At 39.9% G+C, this 23463-nt stretch carries 23 protein-coding genes; 22 read left to right on the top strand and 1 reads right to left on the bottom strand.

The genetic code is table 11. The features are described 5' to 3' along the window. Nucleotides 1-140 precede the first annotated feature (140 nt). Nucleotides 141-1346 carry a serine/threonine transporter SstT gene (sstT, locus tag RRU92_RS10240; protein ID WP_281335333.1) on the bottom strand — a complete coding sequence of 402 codons (1206 nt, stop codon included), beginning with the start codon at nt 1344-1346 and terminating at the stop codon, nt 141-143. A gap of 150 nt (nt 1347-1496) precedes the next feature. On the opposite strand from sstT, the gene RRU92_RS10235 reads away from it, so the two are divergent. The 22 genes from RRU92_RS10235 (at nt 1497) to pknB (ending at nt 23457) form a co-directional block, all read left to right on the top strand. Further along, a complete protein-coding gene (locus RRU92_RS10235; protein WP_248035264.1) occupies nt 1497-2063 on the top strand; it encodes a mechanosensitive ion channel family protein in 567 nt (188 codons plus the stop codon). A gap of 51 nt (nt 2064-2114) precedes the next feature. Continuing rightward, nucleotides 2115-3020: a magnesium transporter CorA family protein gene (locus RRU92_RS10230; RefSeq protein ID WP_075231455.1), complete on the top strand. Its 906-nt coding sequence runs from the start codon at nt 2115-2117 to the stop codon at nt 3018-3020. A 16-nt stretch (nt 3021-3036) separates the two neighbouring features. After that, nucleotides 3037-3564, top strand: a complete 528-nt coding sequence (locus tag RRU92_RS10225; protein ID WP_075231454.1) for a YqeG family HAD IIIA-type phosphatase — start codon at nt 3037-3039, stop codon at nt 3562-3564. Between the two features lie 2 nt (nt 3565-3566). Beyond that, nucleotides 3567-4673, top strand: a complete 1107-nt coding sequence (gene yqeH, locus RRU92_RS10220; RefSeq protein ID WP_315639791.1) for a ribosome biogenesis GTPase YqeH — start codon at nt 3567-3569, stop codon at nt 4671-4673. Between the two features lie 211 nt (nt 4674-4884). Next, a complete protein-coding gene (yhbY, locus tag RRU92_RS10215) occupies nt 4885-5196 on the top strand; it encodes a ribosome assembly RNA-binding protein YhbY (protein ID WP_000060171.1) in 312 nt (103 codons plus the stop codon). Between the two features lie 52 nt (nt 5197-5248). Beyond that, nucleotides 5249-5878, top strand: coding sequence for a nicotinate-nucleotide adenylyltransferase (locus RRU92_RS10210; protein WP_045763164.1), 630 nt, complete (start codon nt 5249-5251; stop codon nt 5876-5878). Then, nucleotides 5878-6471 (top strand): bis(5'-nucleosyl)-tetraphosphatase (symmetrical) YqeK, encoded by a 594-nt coding sequence (yqeK, locus tag RRU92_RS10205; protein ID WP_281335338.1) that lies wholly within the window; start codon nt 5878-5880, stop codon nt 6469-6471. The genes RRU92_RS10210 and yqeK overlap by 1 nt, the downstream gene beginning before the upstream one ends. After that, nucleotides 6472-6972 carry a cysteine hydrolase family protein gene (locus RRU92_RS10200; RefSeq protein WP_281335339.1) on the top strand — a complete coding sequence of 167 codons (501 nt, stop codon included), beginning with the start codon at nt 6472-6474 and terminating at the stop codon, nt 6970-6972. A gap of 12 nt (nt 6973-6984) precedes the next feature. Beyond that, nucleotides 6985-7338, top strand: coding sequence for a ribosome silencing factor (rsfS, locus tag RRU92_RS10195; protein WP_001003029.1), 354 nt, complete (start codon nt 6985-6987; stop codon nt 7336-7338). 111 nt (nt 7339-7449) lie between these two features. After that, complete coding sequence (locus tag RRU92_RS10190) at nt 7450-8190, top strand: class I SAM-dependent methyltransferase (protein ID WP_315640933.1); 741 nt, start codon at nt 7450-7452, stop codon at nt 8188-8190. Between the two features lie 9 nt (nt 8191-8199). Then, nucleotides 8200-9297, top strand: a complete 1098-nt coding sequence (locus RRU92_RS10185) for a nucleotidyltransferase (protein ID WP_315639788.1) — start codon at nt 8200-8202, stop codon at nt 9295-9297. 132 nt (nt 9298-9429) lie between these two features. Continuing rightward, nucleotides 9430-9684, top strand: a complete 255-nt coding sequence (locus tag RRU92_RS10180; protein WP_315639787.1) for a type II toxin-antitoxin system Phd/YefM family antitoxin — start codon at nt 9430-9432, stop codon at nt 9682-9684. A 3-nt stretch (nt 9685-9687) separates the two neighbouring features. Continuing rightward, complete coding sequence (locus tag RRU92_RS10175) at nt 9688-9942, top strand: Txe/YoeB family addiction module toxin (RefSeq protein ID WP_315639786.1); 255 nt, start codon at nt 9688-9690, stop codon at nt 9940-9942. Between the two features lie 338 nt (nt 9943-10280). Then, complete coding sequence (locus RRU92_RS10170) at nt 10281-13028, top strand: SIR2 family protein (protein WP_315639784.1); 2748 nt, start codon at nt 10281-10283, stop codon at nt 13026-13028. A gap of 342 nt (nt 13029-13370) precedes the next feature. Next, nucleotides 13371-14984 carry a ribonuclease Y gene (locus tag RRU92_RS10165; protein WP_070461168.1) on the top strand — a complete coding sequence of 538 codons (1614 nt, stop codon included), beginning with the start codon at nt 13371-13373 and terminating at the stop codon, nt 14982-14984. A gap of 136 nt (nt 14985-15120) precedes the next feature. Continuing rightward, nucleotides 15121-15747, top strand: coding sequence for a guanylate kinase (gene gmk / locus RRU92_RS10160; protein ID WP_000775049.1), 627 nt, complete (start codon nt 15121-15123; stop codon nt 15745-15747). Between the two features lie 24 nt (nt 15748-15771). After that, the gene (gene rpoZ, locus RRU92_RS10155; RefSeq protein WP_045763172.1) at nt 15772-16086 is read left to right on the top strand and encodes a DNA-directed RNA polymerase subunit omega; all 315 of its coding nucleotides are present in this window, start codon (nt 15772-15774) and stop codon (nt 16084-16086) included. An 84-nt stretch (nt 16087-16170) separates the two neighbouring features. Then, complete coding sequence (locus RRU92_RS10150; RefSeq protein WP_315639780.1) at nt 16171-18567, top strand: primosomal protein N'; 2397 nt, start codon at nt 16171-16173, stop codon at nt 18565-18567. A 12-nt stretch (nt 18568-18579) separates the two neighbouring features. Then, complete coding sequence (fmt, locus tag RRU92_RS10145; RefSeq protein ID WP_315639778.1) at nt 18580-19515, top strand: methionyl-tRNA formyltransferase; 936 nt, start codon at nt 18580-18582, stop codon at nt 19513-19515. After that, the gene (gene rsmB / locus RRU92_RS10140) at nt 19508-20821 is read left to right on the top strand and encodes a 16S rRNA (cytosine(967)-C(5))-methyltransferase RsmB (RefSeq protein WP_315639776.1); all 1314 of its coding nucleotides are present in this window, start codon (nt 19508-19510) and stop codon (nt 20819-20821) included. Before fmt ends, rsmB begins: the two co-directional genes overlap by 8 nt. Before the next feature lie 15 nt (nt 20822-20836). Further along, nucleotides 20837-21577 (top strand): Stp1/IreP family PP2C-type Ser/Thr phosphatase, encoded by a 741-nt coding sequence (locus RRU92_RS10135; RefSeq protein ID WP_315639774.1) that lies wholly within the window; start codon nt 20837-20839, stop codon nt 21575-21577. Continuing rightward, the gene (gene pknB / locus RRU92_RS10130; protein WP_315639772.1) at nt 21574-23457 is read left to right on the top strand and encodes a Stk1 family PASTA domain-containing Ser/Thr kinase; all 1884 of its coding nucleotides are present in this window, start codon (nt 21574-21576) and stop codon (nt 23455-23457) included. Before RRU92_RS10135 ends, pknB begins: the two co-directional genes overlap by 4 nt. The last annotated feature ends 6 nt before the right edge of the window (nt 23458-23463 follow it).

Below are 23463 nucleotides of genomic sequence, written 5' to 3'. Positions count from 1 at the left end.
TTTCGTCGTCCCAGCCCCGCGAGGATGATTAGGAGCTTTTTGGAGTCTAAAAGACGAACAAAAAGTTCAATCAGCTACCGCGTCAAAGTTTGATTGTTAATGAAAAGTGAGGTCGGGATTTTTTGTCCCAACCTCCTTGATTATTTATTGCGAGCAGAGGAAAATTCGGCTACTGCTGTAAAGAGGACATCTGTTGAGGAGTTGAGGGCTGTTTCGCAAGAGTCTTGAATAACACCGATGACAAATCCGACACCCACAACCTGCATAGCAATATCATTGGTAATTCCAAAGAGACTGCAAGCAACCGGGATAAGTAGGAGAGAACCTCCGGCAATTCCTGAAGCACCGCAGGCAGAGATGGCTGCAACGATACTGAGTACAAAGGCTGTTGCAAAATCAACTGAGATTCCAAGGGTATTGACAGCAGCTAGGGTTAAGATGTTGATGGTAACAGCAGCTCCAGCCATATTGATAGTTGATCCAAGTGGGATAGAGACAGAATAGGTATCTGGATTAAGACCTAGATCCTCACAGAGTTTCATATTAACAGGGATATTTGCAGCTGAGCTTCGGGTGAAAAAGGCTGTGACTCCGCTGATACGCAAACATTTCCAAACAAGTGGATAAGGATTTTTCTTGATAAAGAGAAAAGCAATCAGAGGATTGATCACTAGGGCAACGAAAACCATAGTGGCAATCAAAAGTCCGAGTAAGATTCCGTAATTTGCTAAACTCGCAATACCTTGACCAGAGATGGTTTCGAAGACTAACCCGAGGATACCAAATGGCGCAAGGTTAATGATCCATTCGACGATTTTTGAAGTCACACTGGCCATTGTTTTGAGTAGCTCCTTGCTATTTTTGCTAGCTTCTCGCATGGCAACTCCAAAGACGATAGCCCAAGAGAGAATTCCGATATAGTTAGCTTCGATGATGGCATTGACAGGATTGTCTACTATTTTTAGTAGGAGATTACTGAGTACTTGTCCGATGCCGTCTGGAGGAGTAACTTCTGTACTAGCACTACTCAAGACCATCTGAACAGGGAAGAGAAAGCTAGCCAAAACTGCTACAAGAGCCGCAGCAAAGGTCCCAAGCAAATAGAGGAAAATGACTTTTTTCATATTGCTATCTTGACCTTTCTGGTGTTGGGAAAGGGCGTTAGCGACTAAAGCAAAAACCAGGACAGGGGCGATGGCCTTTAGTCCTCCTACAAATAAATCTCCCAATAAACCAATGCCAGTTAGATTAGGAACGAGTAGACCTAGAATAGCTCCCAAGGTCATTCCGATTCCGATCCGTTTGATCAGATTTGTTTTGTTCCAAGCACGAATAATTCTTTTCATAAAGGTCTCCTTTTTGTGTATTGTTTATGATTATAGTATAAATATACTTGAAAAGCAAGTGTCTTATAGATTTTATTAGAATAAATGAATATTTATGAAAAGGATGGCGAGGAAGGATTTATGGTATAATGAATAGAAAAGGAGTTTTATATGCAAGAATTTTTTCAACGTTATCTGGATAAATTAGATGTAACAACTGTTTTAGAAAATCTCTTGACCAAGGTGATTTCTCTTCTACTTCTTATCCTTCTATTCTATATAGCTAAAAAGTTCCTCCATGTTGCTGTACGAAAGATTGTTAAACCTTCACTTAAATTTTCAAATCGAGATGCAGGTAGACAAAAGACCATTTCTCGTTTGCTTGAGAATATTTTTAACTACACACTTTATTTCTTCTTGATTTACTGTATCTTGTCTATCTTAGGGTTGCCTGTATCTAGCTTGCTTGCTGGGGCTGGGATTGCTGGAGTGGCTATCGGTATGGGGGCACAAGGCTTTCTATCAGATGTCATCAACGGCTTCTTTATTCTCTTTGAACGCCAGTTGGATGTCGGAGATGAAGTTGTTTTGACCAATGGCCCTATTACTGTATCGGGAAAAGTCGTTAGTGTCGGAATTCGAACGACTCAACTGAGAAGTGATGACCAAGCTCTTCATTTTGTTCCTAATAGGAATATCACCGTCGTTAGCAATTTTTCAAGAAAAGAAGAGAACTGAAATTTTACTTGATTTATGGTACAATAGAAAAAGTTTGGTGAAGGAGAAACGATGTTTTTAGATAAGCAGTTAGGAAATGGTTGTACCTGGATTAATCTAGATGTGGAAATCATCAAAAATCTTGAAGATTTATCTGAAATCTATGGATTGGATAAAGAAACCATCGAGTATGCGCTGGATAGAAACGAACGAGCCCACATGGATTATAACCGTGAAAATGGGACAGTGACCTTTATCTACAACGTTCTTGACTTAGAGAAGGACAAGGAATACTATGAAGCCATTCCCATGACCTTTATCGTTGAAAAACAACGAATGATTACCATCAGCAATCATAAGAACGCTTATGTCATTGATCAGATGCTAGGCTATCTTGAAAATCATGAAATCATTTCAATCTACAAGTTTCTATTTGCCGGTTTAGAGCTTATCAGCAATGCTTATTATCCTGTCATTGAACAGATGGATAAAAGTAAGGATGAAATCAGTGCCTTGTTGCGTCAAACAACCACTAAAAAAAATCTCTTTGCCCTCTCTGACTTGGAAACTGGTATGGTTTATCTAACGGCAGCGGCTAAACAAAATCGCCTCCTCTTGGAGCATATCCAGGGACATGCGCTTTATCGGAACTTTAACGAAGTGGAAAGAGAGCAGTTTGATGATGCTATGATTGAAGCTCATCAGTTGGTGTCCATGACAGATTTGATTTCTCAAGTCTTGCAACAACTCTCCGCTTCTTACAACAACATCCTAAACAATAACCTGAATGATAGTTTGACAACCTTGACCATTATCTCAGTTTTGCTAGCCATTCTTGCAGTCATTACAGGATTTTTCGGAATGAATGTCCCTCTGCCATTTACAGAAGAGCCCAATGCTTGGATTTATATCTTAATAGCAAGTTTGATTTTATGGGCAGCCTTATCTCAATGGCTGAAGAAAATTACTAGAAAATAAAAGAGAAGGAGACAGAATGGCGATTGAAAATTACATGCCAGATTTTGCTGTGGAAGCAGTTTATGATTTGACAGTCCAAAGCCTGAAAAACCAAGGGATCAAAGCTGTTTTGGTGGATTTGGACAACACTCTGATTGCTTGGAATAACCCTGATGGGACTCCAGAAATGAAGCAGTGGTTACATGACCTTCGTGATGCTGGTATTCGCATCATCGTGGTGTCTAACAACTCTAAAAAAAGAGTTCAACGTGCAGTTGAAAAATTTGGAATTGACTATGTTTATTGGGCTTTGAAGCCCTTTACTTTCGGGATTGATCGTGCCATGAAGGAATTCCACTATGAGAAAAACGAAGTGGTCATGGTTGGAGATCAGCTCATGACGGATATTCGAGCGGCCCATCGAGCTGGTATTCGCTCGATTTTGGTCAAACCCTTGGTCCAGCACGACTCTATTAAGACTCAGATTAACCGAGCGCGTGAGCGTCGTGTGATGAGAAAAATCGCTGAAAAATACGGACCGATTACATATAAAAAAGGAATCTAATTATGGAAGAAATTCTCTGTATTGGTTGTGGAGCAACTATTCAGACTACAGATAAGACTGGGCTTGGTTTCACCCCCCAGTCGGCACTCGAAAAAGGTTTGGAGGCAGGTGAAGTCTATTGTCAACGCTGTTTTCGTCTTCGTCACTACAATGAAATCACTGATGTTCAGTTAACGGATGATGATTTCCTCAAACTTCTGCACGAGGTGGGGGACAGTGATGCCTTGGTAGTTAATGTCATTGATATCTTTGACTTTAATGGTTCTGTCATCCCAGGTTTGCCACGTTTTGTATCGGGCAATGATGTGCTCTTAGTCGGAAATAAAAAAGATATCCTACCTAAGTCAGTTAAACCAGGTAAGATTAGCCAGTGGCTGATGGAGCGTGCTCACGAAGAAGGACTTCGTCCGGTCGATGTCGTCTTGACTTCAGCCCAAAATAAGCATGCCATTAAGGAAGTCATTGACAAAATCGAGCACTACCGTAAGGGACGTGATGTTTACGTAGTTGGTGTGACCAATGTTGGGAAATCAACTCTGATCAATGCTATTATCCAGGAAATTACGGGTGACCAGAACGTCATCACAACTTCACGCTTCCCAGGGACAACTCTAGATAAGATTGAGATTCCACTTGATGATGGTTCTTATATCTATGATACACCAGGGATTATCCATCGTCATCAGATGGCTCACTACTTGACGGCTAAAAATCTCAAGTATGTCAGTCCTAAAAAGGAAATCAAACCTAAAACCTATCAGCTCAATCCAGAGCAAACTCTATTTTTAGGTGGCTTGGGACGATTTGATTTCATTGAAGGAGAAAAGCAAGGATTTACAGCTTTCTTTGACAATGAACTCAAACTTCATCGTACCAAGCTTGAAGGAGCGAGTGACTTTTACGATAAGCACCTGGGAACCCTTCTAACACCACCAAATAGCAAGGAAAAAGAAGATTTTCCAAAACTGGTCCAACATGTCTTTACTATCAAGGATAAGACTGACTTAGTTATCTCAGGACTAGGCTGGATTCGTGTAACAGGCACTGCCAAAGTAGCCGTCTGGGCACCAGAAGGCGTCGCAGTCGTCACACGAAAAGCAATTATTTAAAATAAAATCACTGAGCGAACAAAGTGAGCTCATGTAGAGATAGTTATTGCCGTGGTGTGATTGCCAATCTATAGATTGGCAAGGGGCGCAATTGAGACCTAGGCTCAATTGTGAGGTCAGGAAATCCATTTTTCAAAGATGAAATCTTTGGGAAATTAGTTCCGACCGTCCCCCACCACCTAAAATAACTATCAAAAAAGGAAGAAAGAATATGTCACTAACATCAAAACAACGTGCCTTCCTCAACAGCCAGGCACACACCCTCAAACCCATCATCCAAATCGGGAAAAATGGTCTAAACGACCAAATCAAAACCAGCGTTCGCCAAGCACTTGACGCGCGTGAATTGATCAAGGTTACTCTCTTGCAAAACACAGATGAGAATATCCACGAAGTAGCTGAAATCTTGGAAGAAGAAATTGGTGTGGATACAGTCCAAAAAATCGGACGCATCTTGATTTTGTATAAACAATCAAGCAAGAAAGAAAATCGCAAGATTTCTAAAAAAGTTAAAGAAATCTAAGCACGACGCTCCCAAAAGCTGTTTTTTACAGAAAAGTAAAGGAGATTAACCTATGGCAATTGAATTATTAACTCCCTTTACAAAAGTGGAGTTAGAGCCAGAAATCAAGGATAAAAAACGCAAACAAGTCGGTATCTTGGGTGGAAATTTTAACCCTGTTCATAATGCGCACCTGATCGTGGCAGACCAAGTGCGCCAGCAGTTGGGATTGGATCAGGTTCTGCTCATGCCTGAATATCAACCACCTCACGTAGATAAAAAGGAAACCATTCCTGAACACCACCGTCTCAAAATGCTTGAGTTAGCGATTGATGGAATCGAGGGTCTAGCTATTGAAACCATCGAGCTAGAACGTAAGGGTATTTCTTACACTTACGACACCATGAAGCTTCTAACAGAGAAGAATCCAGATACAGATTACTATTTCATTATCGGTGCCGATATGGTAGACTATCTGCCTAAGTGGTATAGAATTGACGAATTGGTCGATTTGGTTCAGTTTGTGGGGGTTCAGCGTCCACGTTACAAGGCAGGGACTTCTTATCCAGTTATCTGGGTGGATGTGCCTCTCATGGATATTTCATCCAGCATGGTGCGTGATTTCATCGCCCAAGGACGCACACCTAACTTTCTCCTACCTAAGCCTGTACTAGACTATATCGAGAAAGAAGGGCTTTACTGATGGCATACCAAGACTATATCAACTGTTCGCGTAAAGAATTGTTGGAAAAAATGGCAGAGCTCCTACCTGAAAAACGTCTAACCCATTGTCTGGGTGTAGAGCGTGCAGCCATAGAATTGGCTCAGCGCTTTGGTGTGGATGTTGAAAAAGCAGGTCTAGCCGGTCTCCTTCATGACTATGCTAAAAAGCTATCAGATCAAGAATTTCTAGACTTGATTGACCGATATCAACTAGATCCAGACTTCAAAAATTGGGGCAATAATGTCTGGCATGGGATGGTAGGAATTTACAAGATTCAGGAAGATTTAGATTTGAAAGATCCTGAAATTCTGCGTGCAATAGAAATCCATACAGTTGGAGCGAGTCAGATGACGGATCTTGACAAAGTTATCTATGTTGCAGACTACATCGAGCACAATCGTGCCTTTCCAGGAGTAGATGAGGCGCGTGAAATTGCTGAACTATCACTAAATAAGGCAGTAGCTTACGAGACAGCTCATACCGTGGAGCATTTAGCTCATCAGGGATTCCCCATCTATCCCCAAACCCTTGAAACCTATAACGCCTTTGTGCACTATTTGAAAGAGGATTAAATGAAGACGGCTTTTATAATCATTGATGTTCAGAATATTTTAGTGGAAACTGGGTTTCAGACAAAAAGTCTATTGGAAAAAATTTCTTATTTACAAAACCAGGCTAGAAGCAAGAATATCGAAATTATTTATGTTCAACATATTGAGAACTCTGAAGCTCAAACATCAGAAGATTGGCAGTTATCTGAGTTTTTAAGTCGAAAACCTAATGAAAAGGTCTTTCAGAAGAAGTATAACAGTATTTTCAAAGAAACTGGTTTAAAAGAATACTTGGATAAACAGGGGATTGAAAAATTAGTTTTATGTGGTATGCAGACAGAATATTGTGTGGATACCTCTGTCAAGGTTGCCTTTGAATATGGCTATCAGCTTATTATTCCAGAAGGAACTTGCACAACGTTTGATGGCGATGACATTCCAGCAGAAACGATAAATGAATTTTATGAGGGCATTTGGGAGGAGCGCTTTGCAGATGTCCTAGATTACAAACATATTTTCTAGAAAGAGGACTAAATGAACGAAAAAGAATTACTAGAACTAGTCGTGAAAGCGGCTGATGAGAAACGTGCGGAGGATATCCTCGCACTTGACGTACAAGAATTGACCAGCGTGACGGACTACTTTGTTATCACTAGCTCAATGAATAGCCGTCAGTTGGATGCTATCGCTGATAATATCCGTGAAAAAGTAGCCCAAGCAGGCTTTAAAGGTAGCCATGTCGAAGGTGATGCAGCTGGAGGTTGGGTCTTGCTGGACCTAGGCGCTGTCGTTGTGCATATCTTCTCAGAAGAAATGCGTGCCCACTATAACCTAGAAAAACTATGGCATGAGGCGAATTCAGTAGATATTTCAGAAGCTCTTGCTTAGAAGATGAACTCAGTTGTAGTCAACTGGGTTTTATTTGCTTATTTTAGAAAAAATTGATAGAAAGGTAAAGAGCGAGTGGTGTTTGCCATGGAGGCTCTTGGTATCATGATTATGGCAACTTATGAAACCTTTGCGGCGGTCTATGATGCAGTCATGGACGATAGTTTATACGATAAATGGACGGATTTTTCTCTGCGTCACTTGCCAAAAACTAAGGAGAGAAAGAAACTCTTGGAATTGGCTTGTGGGACAGGTATCCAGTCTGTTCGCTTTTCTCAAGCTGGTTTTGATGTGACTGGCCTGGACTTGAGTGCTGATATGTTGAAGATTGCCGAGAAGAGAGCGGCTTCAGCCAAGCAAAAGATTGAATTTATTGAAGGCAATATGCTGGATTTGTCCAAGGTAGGTCAATACGACTTTGTCACTTGTTATTCGGACTCAATCTGCTACATGCAGGATGAGGTGGAAGTAGGGGACGTCTTTAAGGAAGTCTATAATGCTCTCAATGAAGATGGTGTCTTTATCTTTGATGTGCATTCGACCTACCAGACTGATGAGGTTTTCCCTGGCTATTCCTATCATGAAAATGCGGAAGACTTCGCTATGCTTTGGGATACCTATGAGGACGAAGCTCCTCACTCAATCGTGCATGAACTGACCTTCTTTGTCAAGGAGACAGACGGTTCCTTTAGTCGTCATGATGAGGTACATGAGGAACGGACTTACGAGATCTTGACCTATGATATTTTGCTGGAGCAGGCTGGATTTAAGTCCTTCAAACTCTTTGCGGACTTTGAAGACAAGGAGCCAACAGAAACCAGTACCCGTTGGTTTTTTGTAGCGCAGAAGTAGGAGATTACCATGACTATCACAGGTATTATCGCGGAGTTCAATCCCTTTCACAATGGCCATAAATACCTGCTGGAACAGGCAGAGGGACTGAAAATTGTGGCCATGTCTGGGAATTTCATGCAACGGGGAGAGCCTGCTATTGTGGACAAGTGGACACGGGCTCAAATGGCGCTAGAAAATGGGGCGGATTTAGTTGTAGAATTACCCTTTTTAGTCAGTGTACAAGCAGCGGATTTCTTTGGTCAAGGTGCAGTGGCTATCTTAATTCGTTTGGGGATTGATACCCTAGCCTTTGGGACAGAAGAAGTTCTGGATTACCAGCAAATTGCTAACCTATATGCAGAATGTGGTCGAGAGATGGAAGCCTTCATGGAAAACTTATCGGATTCTCTTTCTTACCCTCAGAAAACCCAAGCCATGTGGAAGGAATTTGCAGGTCTTGATTTTTCTGGTAATACGCCCAATCATGTCCTTGCTCTTGCATATGCTAAGGCGGTAGCAGGGCGAAAGATCAAACTTCATCCAATTCAACGTCAGGGAGCGGGTTACCATTCCGTGGACAAGGATGTTGACTTTGCATCTGCAACAGCTCTCCGTCAGCACCAAAATGACCAAGATTTCTTAGAACGCTTTATGCCTTCTGTTGAAATCTTTAAAAATGCTGGTAAGGTGAGCTGGGATAACTATTTTCCCTTGCTTCGCTATCAAATTTTGTCAAACCTAGACCTAACCACTATCTATCAGGTCAATCAAGAAATGGCAGTTCGTATCAAGGATGCTATAAAGACAGCTCAGTCTGTGGAAGAATTGGTAGAGTCAGTTGCTACCAAACGCTACACAAAGGCGCGTGTGCGACGCCTATTGACCTATATTCTGGTGCAGGCTAGAGAAAGCGACTTACCAGAAGGCATACATGTCCTTGGCTTTACAGAAAAAGGCAGACAACACCTTAAAACTCTTAAGGAGCAGGTTAATCTAGTTAGCCGAATCGGCAAAGAACCCTGGGATGCTATGACCCAAAAGGCGGACCAAATTTATCAGCTGGGACACCCAAGTATCGCAGAACAAAATTTTGGTCGAGTGCCAATTAAAATCGAATCAAACTGAGTCTACTTTGAGGTAGGCTTTTTTAGTTTTTTTCGAATAAATAGATAGAAAAAGAAAAATCTTGTACAAGTTCCTGACAATTTTATTCTTTTCGTGTATAATAATGGAAAAGAGGTAAAACGAGGTATGGTTATGGAAGCAGTTCTTTACTCAACATTCCGAAATCATTTAAAGGATTATATGAAGAAGGTAAACGATGAGTTTGAACCTTTGACAGTGGTCAACAAAAATCCTGACGAGGATATTGTCGTTCTTTCAAAGAGTGAGTGGGATAGTATTCAAGAAACCTTGAGAATTACTCAGAATAAGGAGCTTTCTGACAAGGTCTTGCGAGGAATGTCCCAAGTTCGTGCAGGACATACTCAGGTGCATGTGATTGAGGAGTGATGGATGCTACTCAAGTTTACAGAAGATGCCTGGGCGGATTATTGCTACTGGCAAAACCAAGATAAGAAAACATTGAAAAGAATCAATAAACTAATCAAGAATATTCAACGCGACCCTTTTACAGGAATTGGTAAACCAGAACCGCTCAAGTATGAGTACCAAGGAGCTTGGTCGCGTCGTATTGACGCAGAAAATCGCTTGATATATATGATGGATGGTGAAAGCATCGCTTTTTTATCCTTTAAAGATCATTATTAAGTCTACTGAAAGGTAGGCTTTTTTATTGTGGAAATTTTAGCTAGTAAGAAGATAAATCTTTTTGAGAAATGATAGAATTCCTAGATTAGAAAGACAGTGAAAAAATTTAGTATAATAACCAGGTTGTTTATCCTTGAATCCGCTTTATAACTCTTATTTTGTGGTATAATGAAGAGAATTGGTTATATTAAAAATCATAAATTGAATATAAAAGACAAATAAATTTTTATATTTATAAACCATGATAAACTTTTGTTTAAGATTATGTAATAAAAAAGAAGATTTATAAGCATAATTTGTATTTATGTAATACAAGCTAATGATAGGATGGTTAAAATATGGAAGAAAATTATAATTTATCTATAACTCAAATAAAGAATTCTATTAAAGAAAATTCCTTAGTTTTGTTTGTTGGTGCAGGAATATCAGCTAATTCTAATCTACCAACTTGGGGAGAATTGATTCAATCATTAAAAAAAGAATTGAACATACCAGAAGAAAAAACAGATAGTCCACTGAGAATTGCTCAGTATTATTATGATACCTTTGGGAAAAATCAGTACACAAAAAAGATAGAAGAAATTTTCTTTAAGAAGGGATTGAGTAAACCAAATGAGTTACATAAATTAATAGAAAAAATTGCACCAAAACATATTATTATGACAAACTATGATTCACTTCTGGAGAGTCAATTTGATAGTGGCTTGTTAAAGTACAATGTAGTCGCTGAGGATAAAGACATCCCTTATACGAGTTCGGAAAGATACTTGATTAAAATGCATGGTGACTTGAGTAAGAAAAATATTGTTTTGAAAGAAGATGATTATTTAGACTATCATTTGAACTTCCCAATGATTTCTACTTTAATCCAGTCATTGATAATGAATCATACTCTATTGTTTGTGGGGTATTCTCTAAGTGATTCGACTTTTAATTCAATTTTTAGAATGATTCAAAATACATTTAAATTGGATGCTAAAAATGCTTATTTTTATACTCCCGAGGAACCGTCTATGATCATCCGAGACTATTATAAGAAGCAAGGAATTATCATTATCTCTAATGAAGAGAATCCAGGTCAGGAGACATCCGAAAAACAGAACAAATTGTATTGCAGGACAAAAGATTTTTTAGAGGTTCTATCAGAAAACCGAAGTCAAGTTGTAAATAATGCTGATGATTTATGGAATCAACTGGCTTTTTTAGATAGACTTAGTTTTATTGATGCGAAAGATTTTTCTAGATATTCTGATTTAAAGAAAAGGGCTTTAAACTGGGATGATGAGTATTGCTGGTTTGGAAATAATCAATTAAGATTTGAAATTGATGGTCATGAAGAATTACGAAATATGGTATCTAAAAAATCTTTATTAAACCGCTTTCTAGATATGGAGATTGGTGAACCTAGAGATTTAAAGGGGAATCGATTCTTAAGTAAGGCTTTTAAGTTGTATGAAGAAAAACAATATTCTTTAGCAAAAGCAAAATTTAGAGAACTAGCTAATATAGCATTTCGTCAGAAAGACTATTTTAATTTCTTAGTTTGTGAATTTAATTTTCAGCAAATTCAAATAATTGATAGATACGAAAAAACACCTAGTTATGCAGAGCCAATTTATGATGGAGAATTAAGCGAATTAACAGAACAAATTATTAACTCGGTTACAGGAGATGAGAAAAAGATTATAGAATTTTTTAGAGATTCAATCCTTAATTTCAATTTTTTATATAGAAAATTAGAAACTATTAATGAATTATTTGATGAAATTCGTGAAGAGCATGAAAGCTATAGAAGAGGAGGATGGTCTGCTAATAATTATCTATTTAATGCGGAGTTTACAGTAAAAAATCTTTGTAACTTTTTAAAATTAAATTGTTTATGTGTTGAACATTATAAGATTTATAAATCAATCATTAATAGATATTTAGAAATATTATTACTTAGTTATGATAATTCATATGTAAACCCTGATTCAAGTATTTTCGATAGAACATCTTCTTGGCTTAAAAATCTTGATTTGGATGATGTTCAATTAATTCTTCCGAATATAGATTTTAAGGTTGTAAATTTATATTTTAGAAACTATTCATTTGGTAAAATAAAAGTTACTGAGGAAGCGAAAGACTATTTGTTGAATCGAATTACCCATCTTCAAGAAAGACTTGAAATTACTGAAGATGAAAATCTTCGAGAGCTTAAAAACATGCTAACTTTTCTTCCTCTTGTTGATGATATTGACATAGAAAAAGTAATAGAAATTTTAAATAATCAAATACTGTATTATAATTGGAGCGAGGAATTTAGGAGAATTATTAAAATTGTCCTCGATAATATGGATGCTATTGATAAAGATTCATTGAAATCTAAGATAATTGGGATTGTAAATAAACATTTAAATGAAATTTTGGAGAAAAATTTTTCTTTATATAATTCAGTGTATCCACTCTATTCACAGTTACTAGAATACTGCTCAACTGATCAGGAAACTGCAATAATAGTACTCGAAAAATTTAATACAGATATTTTAAGAATAAAATATAAAAATGATGATATAAAAAATATCATAGAATATTCTGACTTGATATGTCACTTATTTAAGTATTTTGAAGAGGATATTAAAGATGACATTCTAGATACTCTAAAAGTTTATGAAGAATCAGAAAACATTATTTACCATAAAGTAATTGATTTAATGAGTTATAATGTCTATGATTTTCCTCAGATACAAAATAAAATCTACCATTATTTGATTAAAAGAATTAATGATAAAAGAGTTGAGGGGGTTAAAACTTTCCCAGACCCAAGAGAAAAGTCTGTATCAGATTTATACAACTTAAGTAGAAAAGGATATTTTTCTGATTTTGAGATTTTAAAAGATATTGAAGAAGATATTCGAGGACTTTATCCTGAAGTAGATTGGACCTGGTTCCATGATAGAAGTGATGATGTTATCCATCGTCTACTAGAACATAGAACTCCCAATAATATTAAAACTTATTTTTCAAAAAATGAAGAAGATAATAAATTGATTAATGAGTATATTTTAAAAGCTCTCGATGAGGATAAACTAATACTTAAGAAATAAATTGATACAACTAAATAAAAAAGTTAATTTATGACAAATTTGATCTTGAAGATAAGCTGTAATTTCCTAAAGTGAATTTTCAAAGACTTGAAAGCAAAATGTTTGAATCTAGTGGAACACTATTTGGCACAACAATAGAAAATCCATAGCTATAGAGATTCGGTGGAACTTTTTGATAGCGATACTGAATTATCTCCTTAAAAACCAAGGAATTGTAATCCTAAAATACGCGCTAAATTCCCCAAAACATATTCTATTTAAGGTTTGTTAAAAATCAATTTTTATGGTAGAATGTATAAGAATGCATATCATTCGGATAAACAAATAAATTGAGGTAAAAACATGGAAATTATGGCGATTGTTATCGTTGTTTTTGCCGTCATCATTGGTTTAGTCATTGGATATGTCAGCATCTCAGTCAAGATGAAATCATCACAAGAGGCTGCAGAGCTGATGCTTTTAAATGCTGAACAAGAAGCAACTAATTTACGAGGACAAGCTGAGCGCGAAGCGGATTTATTACTCAATGAAGCTAAGAGCGAAAGCAAGTCTCTTAAAAAAGAAGCACTATTGGAGGCCAAAGAAGAAGCCAGAAAATACCGTGAAGAAGTGGATGCTGAATTTAAATCGGAACGTCAAGAACTCAAGCAAATCGAAAGTCGTTTGACCGAACGTGCTAGCAGTCTTGATCGTAAAGATGACAATTTGACGAACAAAGAAAAAACACTTGAACAAAAAGAACAAAGTATTTCTGATAGAGCAAAAAACCTTGATGTACGTGAAGAGCAACTAGAAGAAATTGAGAAACAAAAGCAAGCTGAACTAGAGCGTATTGGAACTCTGACTCAGTCGGAAGCAAAAGACATTATCTTGGCCCAGACAGAGGAAAACTTGACTAAGGAAATTGCTAGTCGCATTCGTGAGGCTGAGCAAGAAGTCAAGGAACGTTCAGACAAATTGGCTAAGGATATCTTGTCCCAAGCTATGCAGAGAATTGCTGGTGAGTATGTGGCTGAGTCTACCAACTCTACGGTTCATCTGCCTGATGATACTATGAAAGGTCGTATCATTGGTCGTGAAGGACGTAATATCCGTACTTTTGAAAGTTTGACAGGGGTTGATGTTATCATTGATGATACGCCAGAAGTGGTAACCTTGTCAGGTTTTGACCCTATCCGTCGCGAGATTGCCCGTATGACGATGGAAACCTTGCTTAAGGATGGACGTATCCACCCAGCTCGTATCGAAGAGTTGGTTGAGAAAAATCGTCAAGAGATTGACAATAAGATTCGTGAATATGGTGAAGCCGCAGCCTATGAAATTGGTGCACCAAACCTTCACCCAGACTTGATGAAGATCATGGGACGCTTGCAGTTCCGTACTTCATACGGACAAAATGTCTTGCGTCATTCGATTGAAGTTGCTAAGTTGGCTGGTATCATGGCTAGCGAACTTGGTGAGAATGCTACCCTTGCTCGTCGCGCGGGATTCCTTCACGATATTGGTAAAGCCATTGACCGAGAGGTAGAAGGTAGCCACGTTGAGATTGGTACTGAGTTGGCTCGCAAGTACAAGGAACATCCAGTTGTGGTGAATACTATTGCCAGTCACCACGGAGATGTAGAACCTGAAAGTGTGATCGCAGTCATCGTTGCTGCGGCGGATGCATTGAGTGCTGCCCGTCCAGGAGCTCGTAGTGAGTCACTCGAAAGCTACATCAAACGTCTCCATGATCTTGAAGAAATTGCTAATAGCTTTGAAGGTGTTCAAAATAGCTTTGCCCTTCAAGCTGGTCGCGAAATCCGCATTATGGTAAATCCAGGTCAAATCAAAGATGACAAGGTCACAATCTTGGCTCATAAAGTTCGTGAGAAAATCGAAAACAATCTCGATTACCCAGGAAATATCAAGGTAACCGTGATTCGTGAACTTCGTGCAGTTGATTATGCAAAATAAATAAGAAAGAGCAGTTGAAAAATTACTGCTTTTTTGTTACACTAGATAGAAAGATTGTAGCGAGCAGAAATGGCTTTAGATATATAATCTTACAGAAATTTTCAAGTCATTTCACAAACTATCCAAAGGAGACATAATGGCAGACCGAGGCTTACTAATCGTTTTTTCAGGTCCTTCAGGAGTTGGAAAAGGAACGGTTAGACGAGAAATTTTTGAGAGTTCTGAAAATCAATTTCAATATTCAGTATCTATGACGACACGGGCACAACGTCCAGGTGAAGTAGATGGTGTTGATTATTTCTTCCGTACACGGGAAGAATTTGAAGAATTGATCCGTCAAGGGCAAATGTTAGAGTATGCAGAGTATGTAGGCAACTACTACGGAACTCCTCTGACCTATGTCAATGAAACGCTTGATAAGGGAATCGATGTCTTTCTTGAAATTGAAGTACAGGGAGCTCTCCAGGTCAAGAAAAAAGTTCCAGATGCTGTCTTTATTTTTTTGACACCACCAGATTTGGAAGAATTGCAAGACCGTCTCGTAGGTCGTGGTACCGATAGTGCAGAAGTAATTGCTCAGCGTATCGAAAAAGCCAAGGAAGAAATTGCTTTGATGCGTGAGTATGACTACGCTATTGTAAATGACCATGTTCCTCTTGCCGCAGAACGTGTAAAACGTGTGATTGAAGCAGAACATTTCCGTGTAGACCGCGTGATTGGTCATTATCAGGATATGCTACCAAAGTCTCCGACTATTCGATAAACTATAGAAAACAGGTACAAACAAATGATGCTTAAACCCTCTATTGATACCTTGCTTGATAAGGTACCATCAAAATATTCACTCGTCATCTTGGAAGCAAAACGTGCTCACGAATTAGAAGCTGGAGCACCTCCAACTCAAGAATTTAAATCTGAAAAATCAACTCTTCGTGCCTTGGAAGAAATTGAATCAGGGAATGTAACCATCCACCCAGATCCAGAAGGAAAACGCGAAGCTGTTCGCCGTCGTATCGAAGAAGAAAGACGATTGAAAGAAGAAGAAGAAAAGAAAATCAAAGAGCAAATCGCGAAAGAAAAAGAAGAAGGTGAAAAAATTTAAGGTTGGGGGGACTCAATCTTATTTTTTCTATTGTAAGAATACTCAATCAATTGGAACGATTTAAGAAGAGAAGGAGGTGAGGATATGGCTATTGCAAAAATCATTGTCGATGTTCCCTTGATGCAGACAGACCAGCCCTATAGCTACAAGATTCCTGAGGAATTTGAAGAGATGCTGGAAGTTGGTATGCGGGTTCATGTACCTTTTGGGAAGGCCAATCGCTTGATTCAGGGAATTGTTCTTGGAATGGAGTCTCAATCTGATGCAGATGTGGCAGACGAGGACTTGAAAGAGATTGCTGAGGTGCTGGACTTTTCTCCTGTTTTAACGGAGGAACAACTCTGGCTAGCTGAAGAACTACGTAAGTCAGTTTTTTCATACAAGATTACCATTCTAAAAGCTATGCTTCCTGGATTTTTGAACTCTAGCTATGATAAGATCCTCTACCCTCTGGAAGGCTTGAGTCAGAAAGACAGAGACCGTTTGTTTGGAACGCAAGAGTCCTTAGCATTTTCATCTCTAGACTTAGAAAAGCAAGCTGAGATGATGCAATTGACTCGAAAAGGGATCTTGAAATTAGAGTATCAGGCTGTAGACCAGAAGAAAGTCAAAACACAGTCTTGGGTTCAAGTGAATCTTAATCATTTAGAAAAACTAGAAATCTCAAATCGTGCCAAGAAGAAATTGGAACTGCGAGAATATTTATTAGTACATCCTGAAACAGTTCCTTTAGCTGATTTGTTAGAACATTACTCACGGGAACAAGTCAATTTCTTTGTGGAACAGGGTGCTTTGACGATTCTTCAAAAGGAAGTTCAACGCTCAGCCGCCTACTTTGAAGGAATCGAGTCAAATCAAGCCTTAGAGTTAAACCTAGAGCAAAAACAAGCCTGTGAGGCGGTTGTTGGAGCGATTGGAAAGAAACATCCTCCCTTTCTCCTTCAAGGGATTACAGGAAGTGGGAAAACCGAGGTTTACTTACAGATTATCCAAGGTGCCTTGGATATGGGAAAAACATCGATTGTTCTTGTACCAGAAATCTCTCTGACACCTCAAATGACGGAGCGCTTTATTGCTCGGTTTGGAGATAAAGTCGCCATTCTCCACTCTGGCTTGTCAAATGGTGAAAAGTACGATGAGTGGCGCAAGGTGGAGCGTGGAGATGCTCAGGTAGTCGTTGGGGCTCGCTCGGCTATTTTTGCACCTTTAAAAAATCTAGGTGTTATCATTATCGATGAAGAGCATGAGGCCAGCTACAAGCAAGATAGCAATCCGCGTTATCATGCTAGGGATGTGGCTCTTTTACGAGCTCAGTATAATCAAGCTGCCCTAGTACTTGGTTCTGCAACACCGAGTTTAGAAAGTCGTGCGCGTGCTGGTAAGGGTGTTTATCATCATCTACGCCTGACGCAACGTGCCAATCCTTTAGCAAGTATACCTGAGGTTCAACTGATTGATTTCCGTGACTATATCGGGCAGAATGAAACATCAAACTTTACACCACCACTGATTGAGGCCATTCAAGATCGACTGGATAAAAAAGAGCAGGTTGTTCTCATGCTCAATCGCCGTGGTTATTCTAGCTTTGTCATGTGCCGGGAATGTGGGACAGTTGATACCTGTCCCAACTGCGATATTTCTCTGACGCTGCACATGGATACTAAGACTATGAACTGTCATTATTGTGGTTTTACGAAGGAAATCCCCCATGTCTGTCCAAACTGTCAGAGTCGTAGCATTCGTTATTATGGGACAGGGACTCAAAAGGCCTACGATGAGCTAGCCGAACTTTTTCCTCAAGCACGAATTCTGCGCATGGATGTAGATACAACTCGTAAAAAAGGCAGTCACCAAGCTCTACTTGAACAATTTGGCAAGGGTGAAGCGGATATTTTACTTGGAACTCAGATGATTGCCAAGGGCTTGGATTTTCCAAATGTAACCTTGGTTGGTGTTCTCAATGCAGATACAGCCTTGAACCTACCTGATTTCCGTTCTTCTGAGAGGACTTTCCAACTCTTGACCCAGGTGGCAGGACGAGCAGGAAGGGCTGAAAAAGCTGGGCAGGTCTTGATCCAGTCTTACAATCCTCAGCACTATGCTATTCGCTTTGCCAAGGATCAGGACTATGAAGGCTTTTATGCCTATGAAATGGGCATCAGACGTCAGTTGGGTTATCCACCTTATTATTTCACAATTGGAATTACCTTGTCTCATAAGAAAGAAGAAGAGGTTCTTAAACGTGCTTATCAAGTCATGGAAATATTGCGGTCAGGTTTGTCGGATGCTAGTATAATTCTTGGTCCAACGCCAAAACCTATTGCTCGAACCCACAACCTCTATCATTACCAGATTTTAATCAAATACCGTTTAGAAGATGAGCTTGGTCCAACCCTTAACCAGGTCTTGGCCTTGACACAAGAACGGGAAAATAGCGAACTTCGTCTCAGTATTGACCACGAACCGCAACAGTTTTTATAAGAAGGAGAAGATATGACAAAATTAATCTTTATGGGAACTCCCGACTTTTCAGCGACCGTTTTGAAGGGACTTTTGACAGATGATCGCTATGAGATTCTAGCAGTTGTAACTCAGCCAGACCGTGCAGTTGGACGTAAAAAAGTCATCCAAGAAACCCCAGTGAAACAAGTTGCCAAAGAGGCAGGACTTCCTATTTACCAACCTGAAAAATTATCGGGTAGTCCAGAAATGGAAGCCATCATGAATTTGGGAGCTGATGGGATTGTAACAGCAGCTTTTGGACAATTCCTCCCAAGTAAACTCCTTGATAGCATGGATTTTGCAGTCAATGTTCATGCTTCGCTCCTTCCTAAACACCGTGGTGGTGCTCCTATCCATTATGCCTTGATTCAGGGTGATGAGGAGGCAGGAGTAACCATTATGGAAATGGTCAAGGAAATGGATGCAGGAGATATGATTTCTCGTCGTAGTATTCCAATTACTGATGAGGACAATGTCGGCACCTTATTTGAAAAATTGGCCATTGTCGGTCGTGATTTGCTTTTGGATACTCTACCAGCTTATATAGCTGGTGAAATTCAGCCAGAACCACAAGACCCAAGCCAAGTAACTTTCTCACCGAATATCAAACCTGAGGAAGAAAAATTAGACTGGAACAAGATCAATCGTCAACTCTTTAACCAAATCCGTGGGATGAATCCATGGCCAGTTGCTCATACCTTCCTCAAGGGAGAACGCTTCAAAATCTATGAAGCTCAGCCTGTAGAAGGGAAGGGGAATCCGGGTGAGATTATCTCCATCGGTAAGAAAGAATTAATCGTCGCAACAGCAGAGGGGGCTCTATCTCTCAGACAGGTTCAACCAGCAGGGAAACCTAAGATGGACATTGCTTCCTTCCTTAATGGTGTTGGACGTACCTTGACAGTAGGAGAACGATTTGGTGACTAAAGTAGAAACGGCTAGAAGTTTAGCCTTAGAGGTATTGGAGGATGTTTTTATCCAACAAGCTTACTCCAATATCGCCTTAAATAAACACCTCAAGGGAAGTCAACTATCAGCGGCAGACAAAGGTTTGGTGACAGAGCTGGTCTATGGAACTGTAGCTCGAAAACTCACGCTAGAGTGGTACATTTCTCACTTTATTGAGGATAGAGACAAGCTGGACAGTTGGCTCTATGTTTTACTTCTCATGAGCACCTACCAACTCCAATACTTGGATAAGCTTCCTGACCATGCAGTGGTCAATGAAGCGGTTGAAATTGCAAAATCTCGTAAGAAGGGTAGTGAAAAACTGGTCAATGCAGTCCTTCGCCGTATCCTGCGAGAAGGTTTGCCAGATAGTGCCTCTATCAAGCGTAAAAATAAGCGTGATTCTATTGCCTATTCTTTACCAGTTTGGTTGATTTCGAAACTCAAGGAAGAGTACGGAGAAGAGCGAGCTCAAGCGATTTTTGAGAGTCTTTTGCAACGGAATAAAGCCAGTATTCGCGTAACAGATTTGAACCGAAAAGAGGAAATCAAAGCTCTGCTCGGTGCAAGTGATTCTGCTTTATCAGCTTCTGGTCTGGTCAAGGAGCAGGGGCATTTTGCGGGTCATGACTTGTTTGCTGAAGGGGTTATTACTATCCAAGATGAGTCTAGTCAACTGGTTGCACCAACACTAGAGCTACAAGGAGAGGAGCAGGTTTTGGATGCCTGTGCGGCTCCAGGTGGGAAAACAGCCCATATGGCATCTTATCTAACGACAGGTCAGGTAACAGCTCTGGATCTCTACGATCATAAACTCACTTTGATTCAGGAAAATGCTCAGCGTTTAGGAGTAGCAGACCGTGTTCAAACACAAAAATTGGATGCCCGAAAGGTCCACGAGTTTTTTGGCAAGGATCAATTTGATAAGATTCTTGTTGATGCCCCTTGCTCAGGGATTGGTCTATTGCGTCGAAAACCAGATATCAAATACAATAAAGAAACGGCAGATTTCGCGTCATTACAGGAAATTCAGCTGGAAATATTAGGTAGTGTTTGTCAAACACTACGAAAAGGTGGTATAATAACCTATAGTACCTGCACTATTGTCTCGGAAGAGAACTTTAAAGTGGTTCAAGCATTTTTAGAAAGTCATCCCGAGTTCGAGCAGGTTAAACTAGAACACGAATGCAAGGATATTCTAAAAGATGGCTGTATCCTTATTACTCCGGAATTATACGGAAGTGATGGATTCTTCATCAGCCAATTTCGTAAGATGTCCAATTAGGAAGGAACTGACACAATGGAGATTTCATTATTAACAGATGTGGGTCAGAAACGTACAAATAATCAAGACTATGTCAATCTTTTTGTCAACCGTGCCGGTCGCACGATGATCATCTTGGCTGATGGGATGGGAGGTCATCGCGCAGGAAATATTGCCAGTGAGATGGCAGTTACGGACTTAGGTGTTGCCTGGGTTGATACGCAGATCGACACCGTTAATGAAGTTCGCGAATGGTTTGCCCACCATCTAGAAGTTGAAAATCAAAAGATTTATCAACTAGGACGAGATGAAGCCTACAAGGGAATGGGGACAACCCTCGAAGCTCTTGCAGTTATCGGAAATCAGGCAATTTATGCCCATATCGGAGATTCTAGAATCGGTCTCATTCGAGGGGAAGAGTACCGTCAACTGACAAGTGATCATTCCTTGGTTAACGAATTGCTCAAGGCAGGTCAACTGACACCAGAAGAGGCAGAAGCGCATCCACAAAAAAATATTATCACCCAATCTATCGGACAAAAAGACGAAATTCAACCTGACTTAGGAATTGTCAGTTTGGAAGCAGGAGACTATCTCTTGCTCAATAGCGATGGTCTGACAAATATGATTTCAGCTAGTGAAATCTGTGATATTGTCACAAGTGATATCTCGCTTGATGATAAAGCGGCGACCTTGATTCGTTTTGCTAACAATGCTGGTGGCCTTGATAATATTACAGTTGCCCTTGTTTCGATTGAGGAGGAGGCGGCACAATGATCCAGATCGGCAAGATTTTTGCCGGGCGGTATCGGATTGTCAAACAAATTGGCCGTGGAGGTATGGCGGATGTCTACCTGGCCAAGGATTTGATTTTAGACGGGGAAGAGGTAGCTGTAAAGGTCCTAAGGACTAACTACCAGACTGACCCGATTGCTGTTGCTCGTTTTCAGCGTGAAGCGCGTGCAATGGCTGACTTAGATCATCCCCATATCGTTCGGATAACGGATATCGGCGAAGAGGACGGTCAACAGTACCTGGCTATGGAATATGTAGCCGGTCTTGATCTCAAGCGCTATATCAAAGAACACTATCCCCTCTCAAATGAAGAAGCTGTCCGTATTATGGGTCAGATTCTCTTAGCGATGCGCTTAGCGCACACTAAAGGTATTGTCCATCGTGACTTAAAACCTCAAAACATTCTTTTAACTCCGGATGGGACGGCCAAGGTAACTGACTTTGGGATTGCCGTAGCCTTTGCAGAGACCAGTCTGACTCAGACCAACTCTATGCTGGGCTCTGTCCACTACTTGTCACCTGAGCAGGCTCGTGGCTCTAAGGCAACTGTCCAGAGTGACATCTATGCCATGGGGATTATCTTCTATGAGATGTTGACAGGGCATATCCCTTATGATGGCGATAGTGCAGTAACCATTGCCCTCCAGCATTTTCAAAAACCGCTGCCATCGGTCATCGCTGAAAATCCATCTGTCCCCCAAGCCTTAGAAAATGTGGTTATCAAGGCAACTGCTAAAAAGCTTACGGATCGATACAAGTCGGTTTCAGAGATGTATGTTGATTTATCTAGCAGTCTATCTTATAACCGCAGAAATGAAGCCAAACGTGTTTTTGATGATGCTACTAAGGCAGACACAAAGACATTGCCAAAAGTTTCTCAGACAACCTTGACCTCTATTCCTAAGGTTCAACCACAGACAGAAAGCCATCAGGCAACTAAAGCTAGCCCAGAAGTAAGTGCTAAAAAATCTGTGGAAAAACCAGTGAAAAAACGTCGTTTTAAAGCACGTTATCTAGTTCTACTAGCAAGTTTCGTACTGGTTGCCGCTTCTCTGGTGTGGATTTTATCCAGAACACCAGCTACTGTTGAGATTCCAAAAGTTGCAGGTCAAACTGTTGCTGAAGCTAAGGAAACCCTGAAAAAAGCGAATTTTGAGATTGGCGAGGAGAAGACCGAAGCGAGTGATACCGTAGAAGAAGGTCGGGTTATCCGAACAGATCCAGATGCTGGCTCAGCTCGCAAAGAAGGGTCTAAAGTTAATCTAATCATATCTTCAGGTAAACAATCATTTAAGATTGGAAACTATATTGGACGCAAATCTACTGATGTTATTGCAGAATTGAAAGGGAAAAAAGTTCCTGAAAATCTGATTAAGATTGAAGAAGAAGAGTCCAGTGAATCAGAACCAGGTGTGGTTTTAAAACAGAGCTTAGTAGAAGGTACGACTTATGATCTTACCAAGGCAACTTCTATCGTTTTGACTGTTGCTAAAAAGGTGACAACCGTGACCATGCCAAGTTATATTGGCTCAAGTCTTGAATTTACAAAGAATAACTTAATTCAAATTGTTGGTGTCAAGGAAGCCAATATCGAAGTAGTGGAGGTATCGACAGCTCCTGAGGGCACTGCTGAAGGAACTGTTGTGGATCAAAGTCCAAAACTAGGTGAGAAAGTTGATCTAAGTACGACACGTATAAAGATTTCTATTTATAAACCAAAAACTCCACCATCATCTTCTTCGGTTCCGTCTTCGAGCCAGCGTAACTCTAACAGGGCAGATAATACGGTGCCATCTCAAAGTCCATCGACACCATCTTCGTCTACACCAACTCATGTGGACGAACACAACACAGATAACTAAATAATC

The sequence above is a fragment of the Streptococcus sp. DTU_2020_1001019_1_SI_AUS_MUR_006 genome (assembly GCF_032340315.1).
Lineage (GTDB): Bacteria > Bacillota > Bacilli > Lactobacillales > Streptococcaceae > Streptococcus.
The sequence above is the reverse complement of the archived record's forward strand: the minus strand, read 5'-3'. Positions and strand labels throughout refer to the sequence as shown.